The following is a 16,346-nucleotide window of genomic DNA, read 5'->3' on the forward strand; positions in this document are numbered from 1 at the left end:
GCTCGTGCCTCGCGGAAGCGGCGTCGAGACGCCGTCGATCGACTGCAAAAAAGCGGCGTCGGGGGCGGCGGAGACGGGTCGTTCCGACGATCGCCGCGGTCGCGGCGCCGGCGGTTACCGGTCGTGGTCCCGGCCCCACCACCGATCGCGGTCGGACCGGCCTCGCGATCGACTGCGGCCGGATCGGCCCCGCGATCGACCGGGTTTCGGCCACCGTCCCCATCCCGGCGGCTCGTAGACCCACAGGTTGTCGTTGGAGTAGCTCCGCCGGAGCGGGGAGTTGTCCTCGCAGAGGAGCACGCGCCCGTCCGGGAGCACCATCACGTTGTCGATGTTGATGATCGCGTCGTCGGCGACGCTGGCGGGATCGGCGGCGTCGGCGCCGACGACCATCGGTTCGAGCCGGGAGATGTCGTAGTCGGCTTCGAGCTCGGCTCGGTAGACGACGCCGCCGTCGACGCGCTCCATCCGGAGGTCGCCCCCGTCGTCGGTCATCCCGTCGTTCAGCTCGGAGATGCCGACGTACAGGTAGTCGCCGGGCTGGGCGTCGTCGATCGTGTCGCTCCCTTCGGCCTTGCGGAACTCGATGGTCGCGCCGACCTCCTTCGCCGCCGCGCGCGTCTCCAGGAAGGGGACCCGCCGGAGGTCCTCGTCGACGCCGTCCGGACCGTACTGCTCGTACTGCTCGGCCCACTCGACGACCTCCTCGTCGGTGACGTAGTCGCGGTTGCCGTGTTTCGCGACCTCGCGGTCGGCCTCCTCGAGTGCGGCCTCCAGGTCGTCCGTCCAATCGGTCTCGGCGTGCGTCTCGAGGTAGTCGACCTGCGTGACGTCGTCGTAGTCGGCGATCCAGGATTCGACCTCGGCGTTCGTCGCGGTGCCGAGTTCGATCCAGTCGATCTCCAGGTTGACCGCGATCGGCGGCAGGTTCATGGCCGCCTGCTTGTTGGTAACCTCGATCGCGTACAGCGTGCCGCGGACGTCCGTCCGATCGTCGTAGCTGGGGATCGGCTCCTCGGCGACGAACTTGTAGATGCCCTTGTTCGCCCCGTCTGAGGTGAGGTACACCGTTCGCTCGTCGGGCGTGACCTCGGGACACTCCCAGGCCGCCCGGCCCCAGGTGTAGTGTTTGACCGGCGTCGGTTCGTCGGCCGTCGGTTCCGTGATCTCGACGCAGTAGCCCGTCCGGTACGGGTTGGGGTAGCCGTTGCCGATCGGTTCGCGCGTGTTCTCGCCGTCCACCTGGTCGACCGGCTCGGCGCCGAGGTGGTACGCGAGCATCTCCAGGCCGCTGAGCGCCCACGATCCCTGGAGAGACCAGCTCTCCTCGCCGAACAGGTCGTCGAGCGAGTTCTGAATTTCGGACGGGTTCGGCCGGTTGAAAAACGCTCGCGCGCCGCGGAGACCGACGCCCGATCCCGCCTCGACGATGTCGGAGACGGTCGCCGGCCCGGAGACGCGCGTGTGGACGTAGTCCTCCTCGGCGGAGATCGGGTTCCCCCACGGCGCGAGGTCGCCGTAGCAGTTGATCCGAGTGCCGCCGAGGTTCCGGAACGCCTCCGTGTTCTCCAGGTTCATCGCGTTGTCGAGATCGACCTCCCAGCCGTCCTCGCTCCGCCGGATCGGCGTCCGGACGATGCTTCCGGGGCTGGTCTCGACGTTCGTAAAGAGGTAGCCCTCGAGGCCGTCCTCGTCGGTCGGGACGAGAAAGTTCATGTCCGGGTTGCTGCCGAAGGCGCCGTATCGGGTGCCGGCGAACTCGGCGACCGGCGTCCCGTCGGGCGTCTCCGGGTGCCCCCACATCGAGGACCCGCCCTCGATCGGGTCGCCGTTCCGGACGAGGAGTTCGTACTCGGCGCCGGCGACGCGGACCCGTTGCTGTTCCTCGTTCGTCCGCGGCGGTTCCAGTTCCTCGAACTCGTCGTTTCGCCCGTTGTACTCGAAGCGGTGGCCGGCCAACCAGCCGACGCCCGCGGTCCCGAACGGCTCGGGGTTATCGGTGCTGGGGTGCTGGAGACTGAACAGCATCTCGCCGTTGTCGAACACGAACGGTCCGGTAACCTCCGCTCCGAGCGCGGTGTGGGCCAGCCGACCGATCCGGCCCTTGACCACGGGTGCACCGCCCGTCGGCGGGTCCTCCCACTCCTCGTCGCCCCGCGCGCTCGCGGTTCCGACGAAGCCGGAACCGATCGCCGACGCGACCGACGTCTCGATCAGCGTTCGCCTGGTAAATTCCACCATGCAAGCGGAGACCCACTAGCCCCGGATATCAAATTTTATACTATTCATACGAAACTGTATGTAATCCCTACATTGATATATCGGAAGCGCTGTGCGCCGAATCGCGACCTCGTCTATCGCGAGACTCCCTCGACCGACGGACCGTTCGCGTCGCGGACGACTCGCGCCGGCGTCGCGGCGAGTCCGAGCCCGGCGCGGTCACTCGATGCCCTCGTCGCGGGCCGCCCGCCGGACCTCCTCGGCGCGGGTCCGGACCCAGGAGACGTACGTGTCGAGCTCCTCGTGGGTCGAGCCGAAGAAGGAGGCGACCCAATCTTTGGACGTCTCGGGCTGGGCGAGCATGTACGCGGCGATGACGTCCATTCCCGACTGCACGATCGCCGGCGGGATGCCGATCTCCCCGGTCCCCGCTTCGCGAAACCCGTTCGTGTCGAAGTAGACGTCGGCGTAGAGCGTCGCTTTCTCCGGGGTCTCGAACGTCAGTCCGGGGTGATTCGGCGCCTCAAACCGATAGCGCAAGTCCTCCTCGGCGGACTCGATTTCGAGAACCCGGACGTCCTTGATGTACTCCCTGTACACCGACGTTCGATCCGGCGCTCGGCCGCTCGTATCCGACGTTTGTTCCAGCGATCGATCCGTCGAACGTGACATGTCTCGCCGTCCAACGAGGCGGCACTTGAATGTATGTACGTATGAGGCGTACAGCGGGCTATAGACGGTGACGGAGGCACCGTACCCGTCTTCGATCCGCGTCGGATTCGGCAGCCCCGCGAAAGAAATCCCGTCCGGGCGTCCGCTTCGCGATCGGCCGCTACTCGTCGAAGTACTCGTCGAAGAGGTCGGACACGCGGGCCTCGACGTCGTCTCGAATCGCGCGAACGTCGTCGATCGACCGCCCGTGCGGATCGTCGAGCGCCCAGTCCCGAACGGAGACGCCGGCGTCGAGTTCGAGGGTCGAACACCCCATCGTCGCGACGACGGTACAGTCGTTCAGTGCTTCGGTCGAGACCGCTCGCGGGGTGCGATCGGAGAGGTCGACGTCGAGTTCCGCCATCGCCTCGACGACCTCGGGGTGGACCTCGTCCGCGGGGCGGGTCCCGCCGGTGAGTATCTCGACCTCGCCGTCGAGTCCGCGGCGGGATCGTTCCCGCTCCGCGAACGCCGCGGACATCTGGCTTCGACCGGCGTTTTGCACGCACACGAATCCGAACGTCAGCGTCTCGTCGCCCATGCGAGAGACACGCTCGACAGCCGAAATAACGGTTCCTAAGAGGGCTACTGTGGGCTACGTTCTCGTCCGAACCGCGCCGTCCCCGTTCGTCGTCTCGATCGGCGGCGTCCGGGCCCGACGATCGACGCCCCGACGAGGCGAGCGGGGATCGTCGGACTCGGAGACGAACCGCGGGTCCGCGTCAGGGGGGATTGGGTTCGACGACGGACGTCCGGGTTTCGAGGAGAACGGTACTGATCTCGCTTTTTCTGTGACTCGTCAGGAGGTGCGCGTAGACGCCGTCTCGAGTGGAAGCCGCGTACGCACACAGCGGACAGGGGTGGATGGTGTCGGTCATTGGCGTTCGGAACTGATCGGGTCGGTTCGAGGCGACCGACGGCAAGACCGGTCGTTCGCGCGATCGCCGGGCGGCGGGGGTGGATCCGTCCGGGCGACCGCCGAATCCCGCGACCGGACCGTCGGCGTCGACCCGAGCGTCGGTACGGGCTATCGGTAAAAACCGGTTGCTAGGAGGGATACGGAGCGCAGCGTCGATCTCCCATTCGCTCCGTACCGGTCGAAACGGCTCGGTTCGGAGACGGAGATCGATACCCGCCGCTCGATCGGTATCGTTTCGCACGTAGCACAATTATAAATTCAATTTACCGTGGTGGTTGCGGGCTGCAGTATGCGTCGACGATCCCCCGACGACTCCGCCGATCGGTGCCGCGCGTCGATCGCCGGTCGAAGCCGCTCACGACCGTTCGGATCCGCGTTCCCGATCGCCCGCCCCTGCGATCGCGACCGCCCGCGTCGGAGCCGGCCATGAGCCGAGCCGAGCGCGACCTTTCGTCGGTCGGCGATCGGGTCCTCCTCGGACGACTCGAACGACCGCGGACCGAGTCACCGACGCGGCTCGCGGTCGTCGGCGATCCCCACGTCGCCACACGCGCCGAGGGGACGTCCCGCGTCTTCCACCGGACCGAAGAGCGGCTTCGAACGGCCGTCGACGACCTGAACGGGCGCGACGTCGATGCCGTCGTGTTCCCCGGCGACCTCACGAAGGACGGCGAGCCGTGGAACCACGATCGGTTCGAGTCGCTGCTGACCGAGCTCGATCCGCCGTCCGTCGTGACGCCGGGGAACCACGACCTCCAGAAACGAGGGGACGAACACGAGTGTCCGTCGCCGTCGTCGTTCGCGACTCGGTACGGAACGGGATCGCTCCCGGCCCGCTACGAGATCGGGCCGGTCGATCTCTTCGTCCTGAACAGCGCCGCCGGTCCGGACGGGCCGTACGTCGACACCCACCGCGGATTCGTCTCGGACGACCAGCTCGCGTGGCTCGACGACGGGCTCGAATCGGCGGCGGTGCCGATCGTCGCGTGCCACCACAACGTGCTCCCGCTCGTCTCCGAGCCGCTGCGTAGCGCCAGCGCGTGGCGGGTCTACACGATGCGGGGCCGCGAGCGGGTCCGATCGGTGCTGGACGCCCACGACGTGGCGCTCGTCCTCGGCGGGCACCACCACCTGCCGGCGCTGGTCAAGCGACGCGGCCTCGCGCAGCTCGTCGCGCCGGCGGTCGCGTCGTACCCGCAGGCCTACTGTCTGCTCGAGATCGACGCGGACGGGACGAGCGTCTGGCTGGTTTCACACGCCGACGCGGCGGAACGGGCCGAAGCGTACCGGGAGGCGGCGGCGGGAGCGCCGATCGCCAGAACCCTGCTCGGGCTCACCGAGAGCATCCTCGACGACTGTCCGTTGCTGTACGAGCCGACCGGCGTCGCGGACGATATTCTGACGGAGTCGGTCGCTCGCGAGTGACGCCGTGGGATTCCGACGGTCCGTCGGCGCCGGCTGTGCGCACGAACGTCTCTCAGCACGCTCGGCGCCGAGCCTCCGGCGATCCGTCGCGGTACCGATCCGTACGAATCGACGAACGCTCAGCCGCAGACGACGGTCACTGGAAACGGCGGAAATACCCGACCGCATCGCTCCCAGAACAGTAAGTTTATCAAGCGCACGCGGGAAGCTATCTCTAAGATTACTCACCGTCTTATGGTAGGAAATGGACAACCGGAGGTGAACATCGGGCTCGTCGGTCACGTTGACCACGGCAAGACGACGCTGGTGCAAGCGCTCAGCGGGTCGTGGACGGACCAGCACTCAGAGGAGATGAAACGCGGCATCTCCATCCGACTGGGCTATGCGGACGCGACGTTCCGCTACTGCGACGGCGTGGACGAGCCCCAGTGTTACACCGTCGAGGAGGAGTGTCCGGACGGCTCGACGAGCGAGCCGCTTCGGACCGTGTCGTTCGTCGACGCCCCTGGTCACGAGACCCTGATGGCGACGATGCTCTCGGGCGCGTCGCTGATGGACGGCGCCGTGCTGGTGATCAGCGCCAGCGAACCCGTCCCGCAGCCCCAGACCGAAGAGCACCTGATGGCGCTCGACATCATCGGGATCGACAACATCGTCATCGCACAGAACAAGGTCGACCTCGTCGACGCCGACCAGGCGCGACAGAACTACGAGGAGATCCAGGAGTTCGTCGAGGGAACCGTCGCCGAGGATGCGCCGGTCGTCCCCATCTCCGCGGGCCAGGAGGTCAACATCGACCTGCTGATCCAGGCGGTCGAAGAACACATCCCGACGCCCGAACGGGACCCCGACGACGACGCCCGAATGCACGTCGCCCGCAGTTTCGACATCAACAAACCCGGGACGACCGCCGCGAACCTCACCGGCGGCGTCCTCGGCGGTAGCCTCGTTCAGGGGGAACTCGAAGTCGGCGACGAGATCGAGATCCGTCCCGGCCGCGAGGTCGAGGAGGGCGGCCAGACCGAGTACGTCCCGATCGAGACGACGGTCCGATCGCTCCAGGCAGGCGGCGAGGGCGTCGACTCGGTCACGCCGGGCGGCCTGCTCGGCGTCGGCACCGGTCTCGACCCGTCGCTGACGAAGGGCGACGCGCTGGCCGGTCGACTGGCCGGCCCGCCGGGATCGCTCCCCCGGACGTGGGACAGCTTCACCATGGACGTGGACCTGCTCGATCGCGTCGTCGGCACCGACGGCGGCGAGGTCGACGAGATCAACACCGGCGAGCCGTTGATGATGACCGTCGGGACGTCGACGACCGTCGGCGCCGTCACCAGCGCTCGCGAGAACGAGTGCGAGGTCACGCTCAAACGGCCGGTCTGTGCCGAACCCGGGACGAAGATCGCGATCAACCGCCGGATCGGCGCGCGCTGGCGATTGATCGGCCTTGGAACGTTGCAGGGGTAGCGGTTAGGACGACGACCAACGAATGGCTACGCGTGTCGCGCTCGATACCAGCGCCCTCATGATGCCGGTCGAACTCGACGTTCGGCTGTTCGACGAACTCGAACGACTGTTGGACTCGTTCGAGCCCGTCGCGCCCCAGTCGGTCGTCGAAGAACTGCGACGGCTCGCCGACAAGGGCGGCACCGAGGGAACGGCCGCGAACGTCGGCCACGACCTGGCGATCGAGCGCTGTCTCGTCGTCGACACGGAGGCGTCGTACGCCGACGACGCGCTGGTCGAACTCGCCCGCGAGGGCGCCGTCGAATACGTCGTCACAAACGATCGTCCGCTGCGCGACCGGGTCCTCGAGACGGGGAGACCGGTAATTGCATTACGCGGGAGAAACAAATTAGCGATCACTCAACCATAGATGTACAAACGGGTCAGACTGAAGGACACGGTAGAAGTACCGCCGGAGGAGCTCGGCGACGTCTCGCCGGATCTCGTGAAGCGACTGCTGCAGGACAAACTGGAAGGACGCATGGACGAGGAGGTCGGCAGCGTCGTCTCCGTCACCGAGGTCCACGACATCGGCCAAGGGACGGTCCTGCCGAACCGACCGGGCGTCTACTACGAGGCCGAGTTCGACGCGATGACGTTCGATCCGCAGATGCAGGAGGTCGTCGACGGAACGGTCGTCGAGGTCGTCGAGTTCGGCGCCTTCGTCGGGATCGGTCCCGTCGACGGACTGCTTCACGTCTCGCAGATCAGCGACGAGTACCTCGCGTTCGACGGCGAGAACCAGCAGCTCTCCTCGAACGAATCCAACCGCACGCTCGGCGTCGAGGACGCCGTCCGCGCGCGGATCGTCACCAAGAGCATCGACGAGCGCAACCCGCGCGACTCGAAGATCGGGCTCACCGCGAAACAGCCCGGCCTCGGCAAGCACGGCTGGCTCGAGGAGGACCACGAGAAACAGGAAGCGGCGGCGGGTGAATAACGATGGCAGCCGATCGCCTCGTCTGTCGCGAATGTCACCGGGTCAACGACCCCGACGCCGACTCCTGTGAGAGCTGTGGCTCCTCGTCGCTGACGGAGGACTGGGCCGGCTACGTCGTCATCGCCCACCCGGAGGAAAGCGAAATCGCGACCGAGATGCAGGTGACCGAGCCGGGCGCGTACGCCCTCAAAGTCCGGTAGCCGTGTCCGACGAGGACGATCGCGCCGACGCCGCGGAGCCGGCATACGAGCCGCTGCTGGTCCTCCCCGACGACCTCCGCCACGAACTCAAGGAGCCGCTGGGCCCGATCGAGACCGACGCCGACGTCCTTCTCAACGAGATCGACGGACCGCTCATCACGGTGGGCGACGTCGTCACCTACCACTTCCTGCGGGCGGGACGGAAGCCGGACGTCGCGTTCGTCGACGAACGAACAAAGCGATCGGCCGTCGACGACGAGATCCGCCGAACCGTCACCGAGGAGACGACCGTCGAGACGGTGAATCCGCCCGCCGAGATTTCCGCCGACGTGATCAGAGCGCTGCGGGACGCACTGGAACGGGACGAACCCACGACGGTCCTCGTCGAGGGCGAAGAGGATCTCGTCGCGCTCCCCGCGATCGCCGCCGCGCCCGAGGGAGCGAGCGTGGTCTACGGCCAACCGAACGAGGGAATGGTCCACGTGCGGGTTACGGACGACCACCGCGCGGAAATGCGCGCCCTACTCGATCGGTTCGAGGGGAACGCCGATCGGCTCTGGGAGTTGCTCGACGCCTCGCGGGACTGATCCCGCCGGATCCGCTGATCGTCGCGGAATTTGTCACCTATTCGAGAAGTTAATGCCCGGACGGCGCGTAGCGAAGCGACGTGATACCGAAAGCGTCGGCGGTCCGGGACCGAAGGAGCGATCGCGGACCGGACCGGCGCAAACCGCCGACGAGCGGGAGCCCGATCGGTCACCTCGTCGCGGTGGGACGAGTCCGGCTGCAGCGGCTGTTCGCCGTGTTCCTGCTGAACTTCCTCGGTGTCTTCTACTTCGTCCGGTTGGTGATGTGGCCCCGGCTCGAGGCGGATCTGCTGGCTCGCGGGGCGGAGATCGTCGCCTTGACGCCGTTCGACGTGATTCTGCTCCAGGCGAAACTGGCCACGATCGGCGGGATCGTCCTCACGGTCCCGATCCTGATCGTCCTCGTGCGGACGTCGATCGGCGAGCGGGGAACGCGGGCCTGGCTCCGGCGACGCTGGCACGTCGTGCTCGGGACGTGCGCGCTCGCCATCGCGCTCTTCGCGGGCGGCGTGCTCTACGCCTACGGCGTCATCTTCCCGTTTCTCTTCGACTTCCTCGCGGCGAACGCGATCCAAAGTGGCTTCACGCCGACGTACTCGATCGTCCACTGGACGCAGTTCGTCCTGACGCTCGTGCTCGTCATGGGCGTCGCCGCCGAGTTACCGCTCGTCATGACGAGCCTGGTCTACGCCGAACTCGTCTCCTACGAGACGTTCCGAAAACGCTGGAAGGTGGCCGTCTTCGGCGTCGTCGTTCTGTCGTCGATCGTCAACGGCTCGCCCGATCCGTTCTCGATGCTGCTCGTGGCCGTGCCGCTGGTCGTCCTCTACGGCGTTGGACTCGGCTGTGCGAGACTCGTCGTGACGGCTCGCGAGTCCGGTCGACTGCCGGAGAGAGCGTCTCCGGCGACCGACGCCACCGAAAGCGGTCCCGAGGGTCGAAACGGAGACGGAACGGCTGCGATGGCCGACGACCGCCGGTCGAGTCGGCTCGCCGAGACGATCGAGCGCACGTCGGTAACCGTCTCGGAGGCGCTGGCCACGGCGCAGACGAACGAGGAGATCGGCGGCTACTACTACGATCTGCAGTACGTGGTCTCCCGACTGCGCGAGAAGTTGCTGATCATCGGAGGCGTCTTCACGCTCGTGTTCTTCGGGACGTTCACGCTCCTCTACCAGGGCGGCATGGGGTGGCTCATGCGCGATTTCACCGGCCGACTTCCTGCCTCGATCAGGCCGACCGACGTGAACGTCGTCCTCATTCACCCGGTGGAGATCCTGGCGTTCGAGATGAAGGTCGCCGCCATTCTGGCCGCGATCGCCGTGGTGCCGCTCGTCTGCTACTACGCCTGGCCGGCGGTCCTCGAACGCGGCCTCGCCGCGGGATCGCGGGTCGTGTTCAAGTGGTGGGCGATCGCCCTCGGGATCGGCCTCCTGGCCGGCAGCGTCGGCGGCTACCTGTTCGTCGCCCCCGCGATGATGGCGTACCTGGTGACCGACGCGGTCCAGGCGGGCGCGGTCATCAGCTACCGCGCGCCGAGTTTCTTCTGGCTCGTCTTCCTGGCGTCGGTCGGGATCGGCCTCCTCGCGGACGTCGTGATCACGATGGTGCTGTTCCACGTCACCGGGACGGTTTCCTACCGGACCATGCGCAGGCGCTGGCGCGAGGTGACGATCGCGCTCTGCTGTCTCGGCGCACTTCTCCCGCAGGGGATCGCCGTGATGCTCGCGATCGCGATCGCCGTCATGGCCGCCTACGGGCTCGGCCTGGCGGTCCTCTGGGTGATCAGCCTCGGCGGCCGATTCGACCCGGCTCCCGCCGCCTGAGCGGCACCGGACCGCGAGCCGATCGCGCACGACCCGGATATCGCCGGGTTCGAGTGGTTATACTCCGGAACGCGTACGTTCTCATACGGTGGAAGAGAGCATTTCCGGATTCAAGGTGGAGGGAGACTGGGGAGCGATCGTCGAGCACGGCGAACGCATCACCCAGGCGCTTCGAGAACTCGGTGTACAGAGCGACGACGGCGACGACGATCGCAGCCGATTCGCGGCCGATCTGGACGAGTGGGACGAGTGGCGGCCGAAAGCCCACGAATCCTTCGAACGAGACGTCACGGAGAAGACCGCCGAACAGGCGAGCGTCGGCGAAGGCGAGGGCGAACGGGAGGGGGCGGAGCCGGAGGAGGACTTGCAGACCGCCGGCGAAAAGCTGTCGGAGTCGGTCACCGCGCTCGAGGAGCGCGACGTCGACGAGGCGGTCGAGAGCGGCACCGAAGCGATCGATCGCGCGACCCGAGCGGCCGACTCCGTCGGTCGGAAGGCGTTACGAACCGTCGAGAAAGGCGTCTACCGCCACGTCATGACGCAACTCGCGCCGTGTTACTTCGACAACGAACTCGTCAGCGCCAACGTTCAGCGACCGCTCACCGAGGACGGCGATCGGTTCAGCTTCGAGGTGAACGTCAACGACGATCAGCTCAAAGCGGAGGTGTCGGACCTCCTCGCCAGGTACGAGGACGAGGTCGATCGCTGGCACGTCGATACCGAGAAGGATACGACGATCCACGAAACCGTCGAGGGGGCAGAGGTGCCGCCGGAGCCCGGCGACCAGTCGCGATCGACGATCACGTAAAAACGGCGTAGCGGCGCAGTCGGCCGGTACGCCGCCGGCGCCGGGACGTCAGTCGACGATCGTGTGCTCCAGGATCCCGATCCCCTCGATCTCGAGTTCGATCGTGTCGCCGTCCGCGAGCCACCGACCGAGTTCGAGGCCGCAGCCCTCGCCGACGGTGCCGCTGCCGATGACGTCCCCTGGATAGAGCGTTTCCGACCGGGAAACGTGCTCGATGATGTCCGCGAACGAGTGGTACATCTCATCGACGGTTCCCTCCGACCAGACCTCGCCGTCGACCCGCGCCGTCATCGGCGCGTCGAGGACGTCGATGTCCTCGCGCGGGACGAGATACGGGCCGAGGCCGTTGGCGAAGTCCTTGCCCTTCGCCGGCCCCAGTTTCGCCTCCATCTCTCGGCCCTGGATGTCGCGGGCACTGAAGTCGTTGAACACCGTGTAGCCGGCGATATGCTGCTCGGCGTCTTCCGCCGGGACGTCGCGACCCCGTTTCCCGATCACCGCTGCGATCTCGAGTTCGTAGTCCATCACGGACGAGTAGTCGGGCCAGCGGACGGTCCCTCCCGGCGCGACGATACCGTCGGGGTTTCCCTTATAGCAGACCGGGAGGTCGTACCAGACGTCGGGAATCTCACCGTCGAGGCTGTTCTCGACGTGCTCCTCGATCGCCATGCAGTCCCGCAGGGTGTTCGGCCGCGGGAGCGGGGCGAGCAGATCGTACTCGCCGGGTTCGTACCGGAGCTTCGCGCCGCCCGGTCCCCGTTCCGCGTCGGTTTCGGCGGCGTACGCGACGGCCTCCCGGGCGTCCTCGATCGCCCGATCGCCGCGTTCCAGGAAGGCGATCATCTCGGGCGGGACGTGCGCCCGAGCCAGATGCGCGGGCGCGGGTTCGCCCTCCGCCTCAAGGGCCGCGCCGTAGGCCGCGGTGAGGTCGATCAAGGCGGCCTCGCCGGTCGCGGCCGACGCGTCCTCGCTCGACTCGTCGACCGCGCCGATCCGCTCGACGGGGCCGATCGGCGTCCCGACCTCGAAGGTGGCGAGTTTCACGCCGTCTCACCCCCGCTTTCGCCGCCGCGGCCGTCGAGCATCGCCACCGGCCGGACCCACCCGGCGCTTCCCCCCTCGATCTCGATCGGGAAGGCGACGATCGGCACCTCGGTCCGCCGCGGAAGCGCGTCGAGGTTGGCCATCTTCTCGATCTGGCAGTACTCGACCTCGCGGCCGGCGAGGTGCGCCGGCCACAGTTCCACCTCGTCGCCGGTCTCTTCGTAGCGCTCGCCCATCGTCGCGAACGGTTTGTCGAAGCCGTAGGCGTCGGTGCCGATCACCCGCACGCCCCGCTCGACGAGGAACTTCGTGCCGGCCGCGCTCATGCCGGGAAAGTCCGTCAGGTACTCCGGCGTCCCCCACAGCTCGTCGGCCCCGGTCTGAATCAGGACGAGTTCGCCCGGCGAGAGGTCGTGATCGAGGTCGGCCAGCGCGCCCGCTATGTCCGCGCGGGAGATTTCGTCGCCGGGGTCTTTCCTCCGGAAATCGAGGACGACCGCGTTCCCGCGACACCACTCGAGCGGGATCTCGTCGATCGTCTTCGCGGGCTCGCCGTCGACGTCAGGGCCGTAATGCCACGGCGCGTCGAGGTGGGTGCCGGCGTGCGCGATCGCGCGGACCTCCTCCCACGCCAGGCCCATTCCGTCGGGAAAATCGTCCGCATCGACGTCGTACCCCTGCGATCGGAGGGTCGCCGCGAGCCGTTCCGCCCCCTCCTCGTGGTCGAAGGCGTCGACGCTCGGCGGAAACGGTTCGCTCTCGACGCCGTCCACGAGTCCGATACTCAGGTCGATCAGATCGGCATCTGCTACCGAGCCACACATGAGCGTACCGTCACTCGCCGCACACATAGGCGTAGCCGTAACCCGACTCGCGGTTCGTCGGCGATCGCGGGGCCGTCAGGGACGGCGAGCGAACCGTGATGCGCCGGGCGAGGAACGCTCCGCAGTATATTTACCGACCCGTGAGAAGGTGCCAGACATGTACGACTTCGTCGTCGTGGGCGTCGGCCCTGCCGGCGCCCGGTTCTCGAGGCGGGCCGCCGAGAACGGCTACGACGTTCTCGCCCTGGAACAGGGCACCGTCGGGACGCCGCTGGCCTGTTCGGGACACGTCAGCACGGACGTCTGGGAGTTCACCGGCGACGGCGCCCGCACAGACCTGTTCCAGAACGAGGTCTACGGCGCCCGGTTCCACGTCGGCGGTCCGCACAGCGGCGCCTACCCCTTCTACAAGCGCGAGGTGGCCTCGAACGTCATCGATCGGGTCGGCCTGGACCGCCACCTCGCGGATCTCGCGCGCGAGGCCGGCGCGGACGTTCGCGAGGAACACACCGTGACGGGCGTGACCGATCGCCGTGATCGCGTCGAAATCACCGCGAGCGGCCCCGACGGTGCGGTCGAGTTCGAGGCGAAGATGGTCGCCGGCTGCGACGGCCCGCGATCGCGCGTTCGAGGGGCGCTCGACCTCCCCGAACCCGGCGAACTGCTCCACGGCGTGCTGGCCTTCTCGGAGGAGGCCGACGACCAGGACTTCGTCGACGTCCACCTCACGCCGCCGACGTTCTTCGCCTGGCGCATCCCCCGCGGCGACGCCGGCGTCGAGTACGGCCTGGCCGCCCCGCCCGGCGTCGAGGTGACCAAGCACTTCGAGGAACTGATCGACGGCTACGAGATCGACGTCTCCCGCCGCTGTTCGGGCGCGATCCCGATCGGCCCGCCCGATCGCGTCACGAGTCGACGGGGCTTCCTGATCGGCGACGCGGCCGCCCAGACCAAGCCCTTCACCGGGGGCGGCATCCTCTACGGGATGACCAGCGCGGACCACGCCGCCCGGACGATCGATCCCGATCGGCCGACGACGCTGGCCGCCTACGAGCACGCCTGGCGTGCGGACCTCGAACGCGAGATGGAGCTCGGCCGCTGGCTCCGACAGGCGTACTCGCTCCCCGAGCCGATCCAGCGGATCGGCCTCGGCGCGCTCTCCGGCGAGATCGGCGTCCACATGGATCGACCCACGTCGCTGCTCTCGACGGCTCATCTGAAGGCAATGCTCTCGCGGGGACGCGGCGAAGACGCGGGCCGCAGCGGCGGTAACGAGCGCCCGTCGTGAGCCGCCGCCGAAATCGAGCACTGAAGCCACCAACAGAGACTTATCGGCGAGACCAGTAGAGCAAGCATCAACTATGTGTGAACGCTCCGCAGACTGTACGGGAGACGAGCACTGCCAGCTCGTCCTCAGAAATCTCGAAACGGGTAACAAAACCGTGGAGTACTACTGCAAAGGCCACCTCGTCCTGCGAATTTGGGAAGTCGAACAGGACGATCGGTTCGCTGCAGTCGAGGCGACCCAGCTTTCCTGATCGACGGCCGGACGTTCACACTGCCGCTCCGGGGGCGGCCCGGTACTGCCGGTTATCGGTTCTCGACGGAGACCGTACTCCCAGCGATCGGCAATCGCGATCGCGAGATCGGCCCTCCGCCGATCCCGTCTGCGGTCGCCGTCGATCGCAGCCGCGGCTCAGTCGGCGGACCGCGGTTCGATCGTTCTGCTCCCCGGAAACAGGTTGTCCGGATCGTATCTCGTCTTTAGCTCGACCAGCCGATCGTAGTTGTCCCCGTAGACGGCGGTTCCGGGGTCTTCGTTCATCCCGGGGAAGTTTCCGTACCCGCCCGACGCCACCGACAGCGCTCGGACGACGTCGATCCTGTTTCGGGCCCACGTTACGTTCGCGTCGTCGTCCGCGGGATCCTCCCAGTTGGCCTCGAACGTGAGCATGTACGGCTTCTCGCGGTGCCAGAACGCGGTCTCGTCGGTCGGAACCTCGGCGACCGCGTCCCCGAGGTGCCAGACGTCGATCGTCGAGAGCGCCGACGGCGCGGCCTCGTTGTGCCGAATCATGAGGTCGACGACCTCGTCCGTGAGTTCGTCGAGGTAGACCGACTTCCAGTAGTAACGCAGGCCGTCGGGGTAGTCCTCGTCGAGCATCGACTGCAAGTCGGCGTAGGCCATCGGACCGCCGAGGTCGGCGATCGGGTTCGCACCCTCGCGCAGCGGGGCGAAGACCTCGTCGGCGTCGGCGAGGTCGCCGCGGTACGACCCGAGAAACGCCACGGCTGGTTCGCCCCACGAGTCCTCGGGGAACTCGTCGAGTTCGGGGACGTGCGCGGTGAACGCGAGCGCGCTCGCTGTCCGGGGCGCGTCGGCGGTCCACTCGCGGTACCGAGCCATCGCCGCGGCCGCGTCGTCGCCGCGGTACCACGCGAAGAGCGCGTACACCTCGGGACCGACCGCGTGGCAGTCGAACTCGAAGGAGGTGACGACGCCGAGCGCGCCGCCGCTTCCGCGGACTCCCCAGAACAGGTCCGCGTCCCGGTCGCCGTCGGCGGTGTGCACCCGGCCGTCCGCGGTGACGACGTCGACCGATCGCAGGTTGTCGAGCGCCAGGCCGTACTGGCGGCTCAGGTGCCCGTAGCCGCCGTTGAGCGTCAGCCCCGCGACGCCGGTCTCCGAGACGACGCCGAGGGCCGTCGCGAGGCCGAACAGTTGCGTCTCGCGATCGACGTCGCCGAGCGTCGCGCCGCCCTCGACGCGCGCCGTGCCTGCATCGGGATCGACGCGAACGCCGTTCATCTCGGAGAGGTCGACGACGAGGCTGCCGTCGCGGACGGCCGTCCCGGCCACGTTGTGTCCGCCGCTCCGGACGGCGACCGACAGCCCCTGCTCGCGGGCGAAGGTCACCGCCGCGACGACGTCCGCGGTGCCGCCACAGTGGGCGACGATCGCCGGATACCTGTCTATCATGCCGTTCCAGATCCGCCGTTCCTCGTCGTACTCCGGATCCGCCGGATAGACGACGCGACCGCCGAACTCGTCCTCGAACGATCGAACGGCCTCGCTCGGGAGGGCAGCAAGCGCCGTCTCGCCCGGTGGTTTGCCCATTGTTACCATACACCGAGTTTCGCCGTCGACGACGATAAACTAGTTTCGCGATCGGAACGACGATCGCTCCGACAGATATGACGGATCGGGCGCGAGCAGAAACCGAACCGAGTGGTCGCGTTTCGCCCTCGATCGCGGGATTTTGAGTGTGTCCGGTGTTCGGTCATATCTTAATTATTTATTATGTGTGGCTATATCTCCGCGTGCGTCCTACGATCACC

17 protein-coding genes are annotated in these 16,346 nt (G+C 67.4%); 10 read left to right on the plus strand and 7 right to left on the minus strand.

From position 1 onward, the window contains the following. Window positions 1–114: 114 nt before the first annotated feature. The 4 genes from MUH00_RS05475 to MUH00_RS05490 all read right to left on the minus strand — a co-directional run bounded on the left by MUH00_RS05475 (window position 115) and on the right by MUH00_RS05490 (window position 3,809). A complete protein-coding gene (locus MUH00_RS05475) occupies window positions 115–2,241 on the minus strand; it encodes an alkaline phosphatase PhoX (RefSeq protein ID WP_321576091.1) in 2,127 nt (708 codons plus the stop codon). A gap of 198 nt (window positions 2,242–2,439) precedes the next feature. After that, window positions 2,440–2,892, minus strand: coding sequence for a hypothetical protein (locus MUH00_RS05480; protein WP_247002828.1), 453 nt, complete (start codon window positions 2,890–2,892; stop codon window positions 2,440–2,442). 160 nt (window positions 2,893–3,052) lie between these two features. Further along, entirely contained in the window at window positions 3,053–3,472 is a 420-nt protein-coding gene (locus tag MUH00_RS05485; RefSeq protein ID WP_247002830.1) for an arsenate-mycothiol transferase ArsC, read from the minus strand. A 181-nt stretch (window positions 3,473–3,653) separates the two neighbouring features. Further along, window positions 3,654–3,809, minus strand: a complete 156-nt coding sequence (locus tag MUH00_RS05490; protein ID WP_247002832.1) for a hypothetical protein — start codon at window positions 3,807–3,809, stop codon at window positions 3,654–3,656. A 467-nt stretch (window positions 3,810–4,276) separates the two neighbouring features. Between MUH00_RS05490 and MUH00_RS05495 the strand changes: the two genes are divergently transcribed. The 8 genes from MUH00_RS05495 (at window position 4,277) to MUH00_RS05530 (ending at window position 11,139) form a co-directional block, all read left to right on the plus strand. Then, entirely contained in the window at window positions 4,277–5,275 is a 999-nt protein-coding gene (locus MUH00_RS05495; RefSeq protein WP_247002834.1) for a metallophosphoesterase family protein, read from the plus strand. A gap of 234 nt (window positions 5,276–5,509) precedes the next feature. Beyond that, on the plus strand, window positions 5,510–6,739 hold the full coding sequence (locus tag MUH00_RS05500; RefSeq protein WP_247002835.1) for a translation initiation factor IF-2 subunit gamma: 1,230 nt from the start codon (window positions 5,510–5,512) through the stop codon (window positions 6,737–6,739). A gap of 22 nt (window positions 6,740–6,761) precedes the next feature. Beyond that, window positions 6,762–7,148: a type II toxin-antitoxin system VapC family toxin gene (locus MUH00_RS05505; RefSeq protein ID WP_247002837.1), complete on the plus strand. Its 387-nt coding sequence runs from the start codon at window positions 6,762–6,764 to the stop codon at window positions 7,146–7,148. Continuing rightward, window positions 7,149–7,718: a DNA-directed RNA polymerase gene (locus MUH00_RS05510; protein ID WP_247002839.1), complete on the plus strand. Its 570-nt coding sequence runs from the start codon at window positions 7,149–7,151 to the stop codon at window positions 7,716–7,718. A 2-nt stretch (window positions 7,719–7,720) separates the two neighbouring features. Beyond that, entirely contained in the window at window positions 7,721–7,918 is a 198-nt protein-coding gene (spt4, locus tag MUH00_RS05515) for a transcription elongation factor subunit Spt4 (RefSeq protein WP_247002841.1), read from the plus strand. A gap of 2 nt (window positions 7,919–7,920) precedes the next feature. After that, window positions 7,921–8,505, plus strand: a complete 585-nt coding sequence (locus MUH00_RS05520; protein ID WP_247002843.1) for a GTP-dependent dephospho-CoA kinase family protein — start codon at window positions 7,921–7,923, stop codon at window positions 8,503–8,505. 80 nt (window positions 8,506–8,585) lie between these two features. Next, window positions 8,586–10,331 carry a twin-arginine translocase subunit TatC gene (locus MUH00_RS05525; protein ID WP_247002845.1) on the plus strand — a complete coding sequence of 582 codons (1,746 nt, stop codon included), beginning with the start codon at window positions 8,586–8,588 and terminating at the stop codon, window positions 10,329–10,331. Between the two features lie 88 nt (window positions 10,332–10,419). After that, the gene (locus MUH00_RS05530; protein ID WP_247002847.1) at window positions 10,420–11,139 is read left to right on the plus strand and encodes a DUF5828 family protein; all 720 of its coding nucleotides are present in this window, start codon (window positions 10,420–10,422) and stop codon (window positions 11,137–11,139) included. 48 nt (window positions 11,140–11,187) lie between these two features. Here the strand turns inward: MUH00_RS05530 and MUH00_RS05535 are convergent, their stop codons facing one another. Then, complete coding sequence (locus tag MUH00_RS05535; RefSeq protein WP_247002849.1) at window positions 11,188–12,183, minus strand: fumarylacetoacetate hydrolase family protein; 996 nt, start codon at window positions 12,181–12,183, stop codon at window positions 11,188–11,190. Next, window positions 12,180–13,007: a cyclase family protein gene (locus MUH00_RS05540; RefSeq protein ID WP_247002850.1), complete on the minus strand. Its 828-nt coding sequence runs from the start codon at window positions 13,005–13,007 to the stop codon at window positions 12,180–12,182. Before MUH00_RS05540 ends, MUH00_RS05535 begins: the two co-directional genes overlap by 4 nt. 157 nt (window positions 13,008–13,164) lie before the next feature. Here MUH00_RS05540 and MUH00_RS05545 point away from each other — a divergent pair, with 157 nt between their 5' ends. After that, the gene (locus MUH00_RS05545) at window positions 13,165–14,295 is read left to right on the plus strand and encodes a geranylgeranyl reductase family protein (RefSeq protein ID WP_247002852.1); all 1,131 of its coding nucleotides are present in this window, start codon (window positions 13,165–13,167) and stop codon (window positions 14,293–14,295) included. A 73-nt stretch (window positions 14,296–14,368) separates the two neighbouring features. Further along, the gene (locus MUH00_RS05550) at window positions 14,369–14,545 is read left to right on the plus strand and encodes a hypothetical protein (protein WP_247002854.1); all 177 of its coding nucleotides are present in this window, start codon (window positions 14,369–14,371) and stop codon (window positions 14,543–14,545) included. Window positions 14,546–14,703: 158 nt separating this feature from the next. Here MUH00_RS05550 and MUH00_RS05555 read toward each other — a convergent pair whose 3' ends face one another. Next, window positions 14,704–16,134, minus strand: coding sequence for an FAD-binding oxidoreductase (locus MUH00_RS05555; protein WP_247002856.1), 1,431 nt, complete (start codon window positions 16,132–16,134; stop codon window positions 14,704–14,706). Window positions 16,135–16,346: the final 212 nt, after the last annotated feature.

The organism is Halosolutus gelatinilyticus (genome assembly GCF_023028105.1).
In the GTDB taxonomy this organism is placed as follows: Archaea; Halobacteriota; Halobacteria; order Halobacteriales; family Natrialbaceae; genus Halosolutus; species Halosolutus gelatinilyticus.

Excerpts from the sequence above, each read along its gene's own strand:
- MUH00_RS05475 (WP_321576091.1), bottom strand. The coding sequence starts at position 2,241 with ATGGTGGAATTTACCAGGCGAACGCTGATCGAGACGTCGGTCGCGTCG.
- MUH00_RS05480 (WP_247002828.1), bottom strand. The coding sequence starts at position 2,892 with ATGTCACGTTCGACGGATCGATCGCTGGAACAAACGTCGGATACGAGC.
- MUH00_RS05485 (WP_247002830.1), bottom strand. The coding sequence starts at position 3,472 with ATGGGCGACGAGACGCTGACGTTCGGATTCGTGTGCGTGCAAAACGCC.
- MUH00_RS05490 (WP_247002832.1), bottom strand. The coding sequence starts at position 3,809 with ATGACCGACACCATCCACCCCTGTCCGCTGTGTGCGTACGCGGCTTCC.
- MUH00_RS05495 (WP_247002834.1), top strand. The coding sequence starts at position 4,277 with ATGAGCCGAGCCGAGCGCGACCTTTCGTCGGTCGGCGATCGGGTCCTC.
- MUH00_RS05500 (WP_247002835.1), top strand. The coding sequence starts at position 5,510 with ATGGTAGGAAATGGACAACCGGAGGTGAACATCGGGCTCGTCGGTCAC.
- MUH00_RS05505 (WP_247002837.1), top strand. The coding sequence starts at position 6,762 with ATGGCTACGCGTGTCGCGCTCGATACCAGCGCCCTCATGATGCCGGTC.
- MUH00_RS05510 (WP_247002839.1), top strand. The coding sequence starts at position 7,149 with ATGTACAAACGGGTCAGACTGAAGGACACGGTAGAAGTACCGCCGGAG.
- spt4 (WP_247002841.1), top strand. The coding sequence starts at position 7,721 with ATGGCAGCCGATCGCCTCGTCTGTCGCGAATGTCACCGGGTCAACGAC.
- MUH00_RS05540 (WP_247002850.1), bottom strand. The coding sequence starts at position 13,007 with ATGTGTGGCTCGGTAGCAGATGCCGATCTGATCGACCTGAGTATCGGA.
- MUH00_RS05545 (WP_247002852.1), top strand. The coding sequence starts at position 13,165 with ATGTACGACTTCGTCGTCGTGGGCGTCGGCCCTGCCGGCGCCCGGTTC.
- MUH00_RS05550 (WP_247002854.1), top strand. The coding sequence starts at position 14,369 with ATGTGTGAACGCTCCGCAGACTGTACGGGAGACGAGCACTGCCAGCTC.
- MUH00_RS05555 (WP_247002856.1), bottom strand. The coding sequence starts at position 16,134 with ATGGTAACAATGGGCAAACCACCGGGCGAGACGGCGCTTGCTGCCCTC.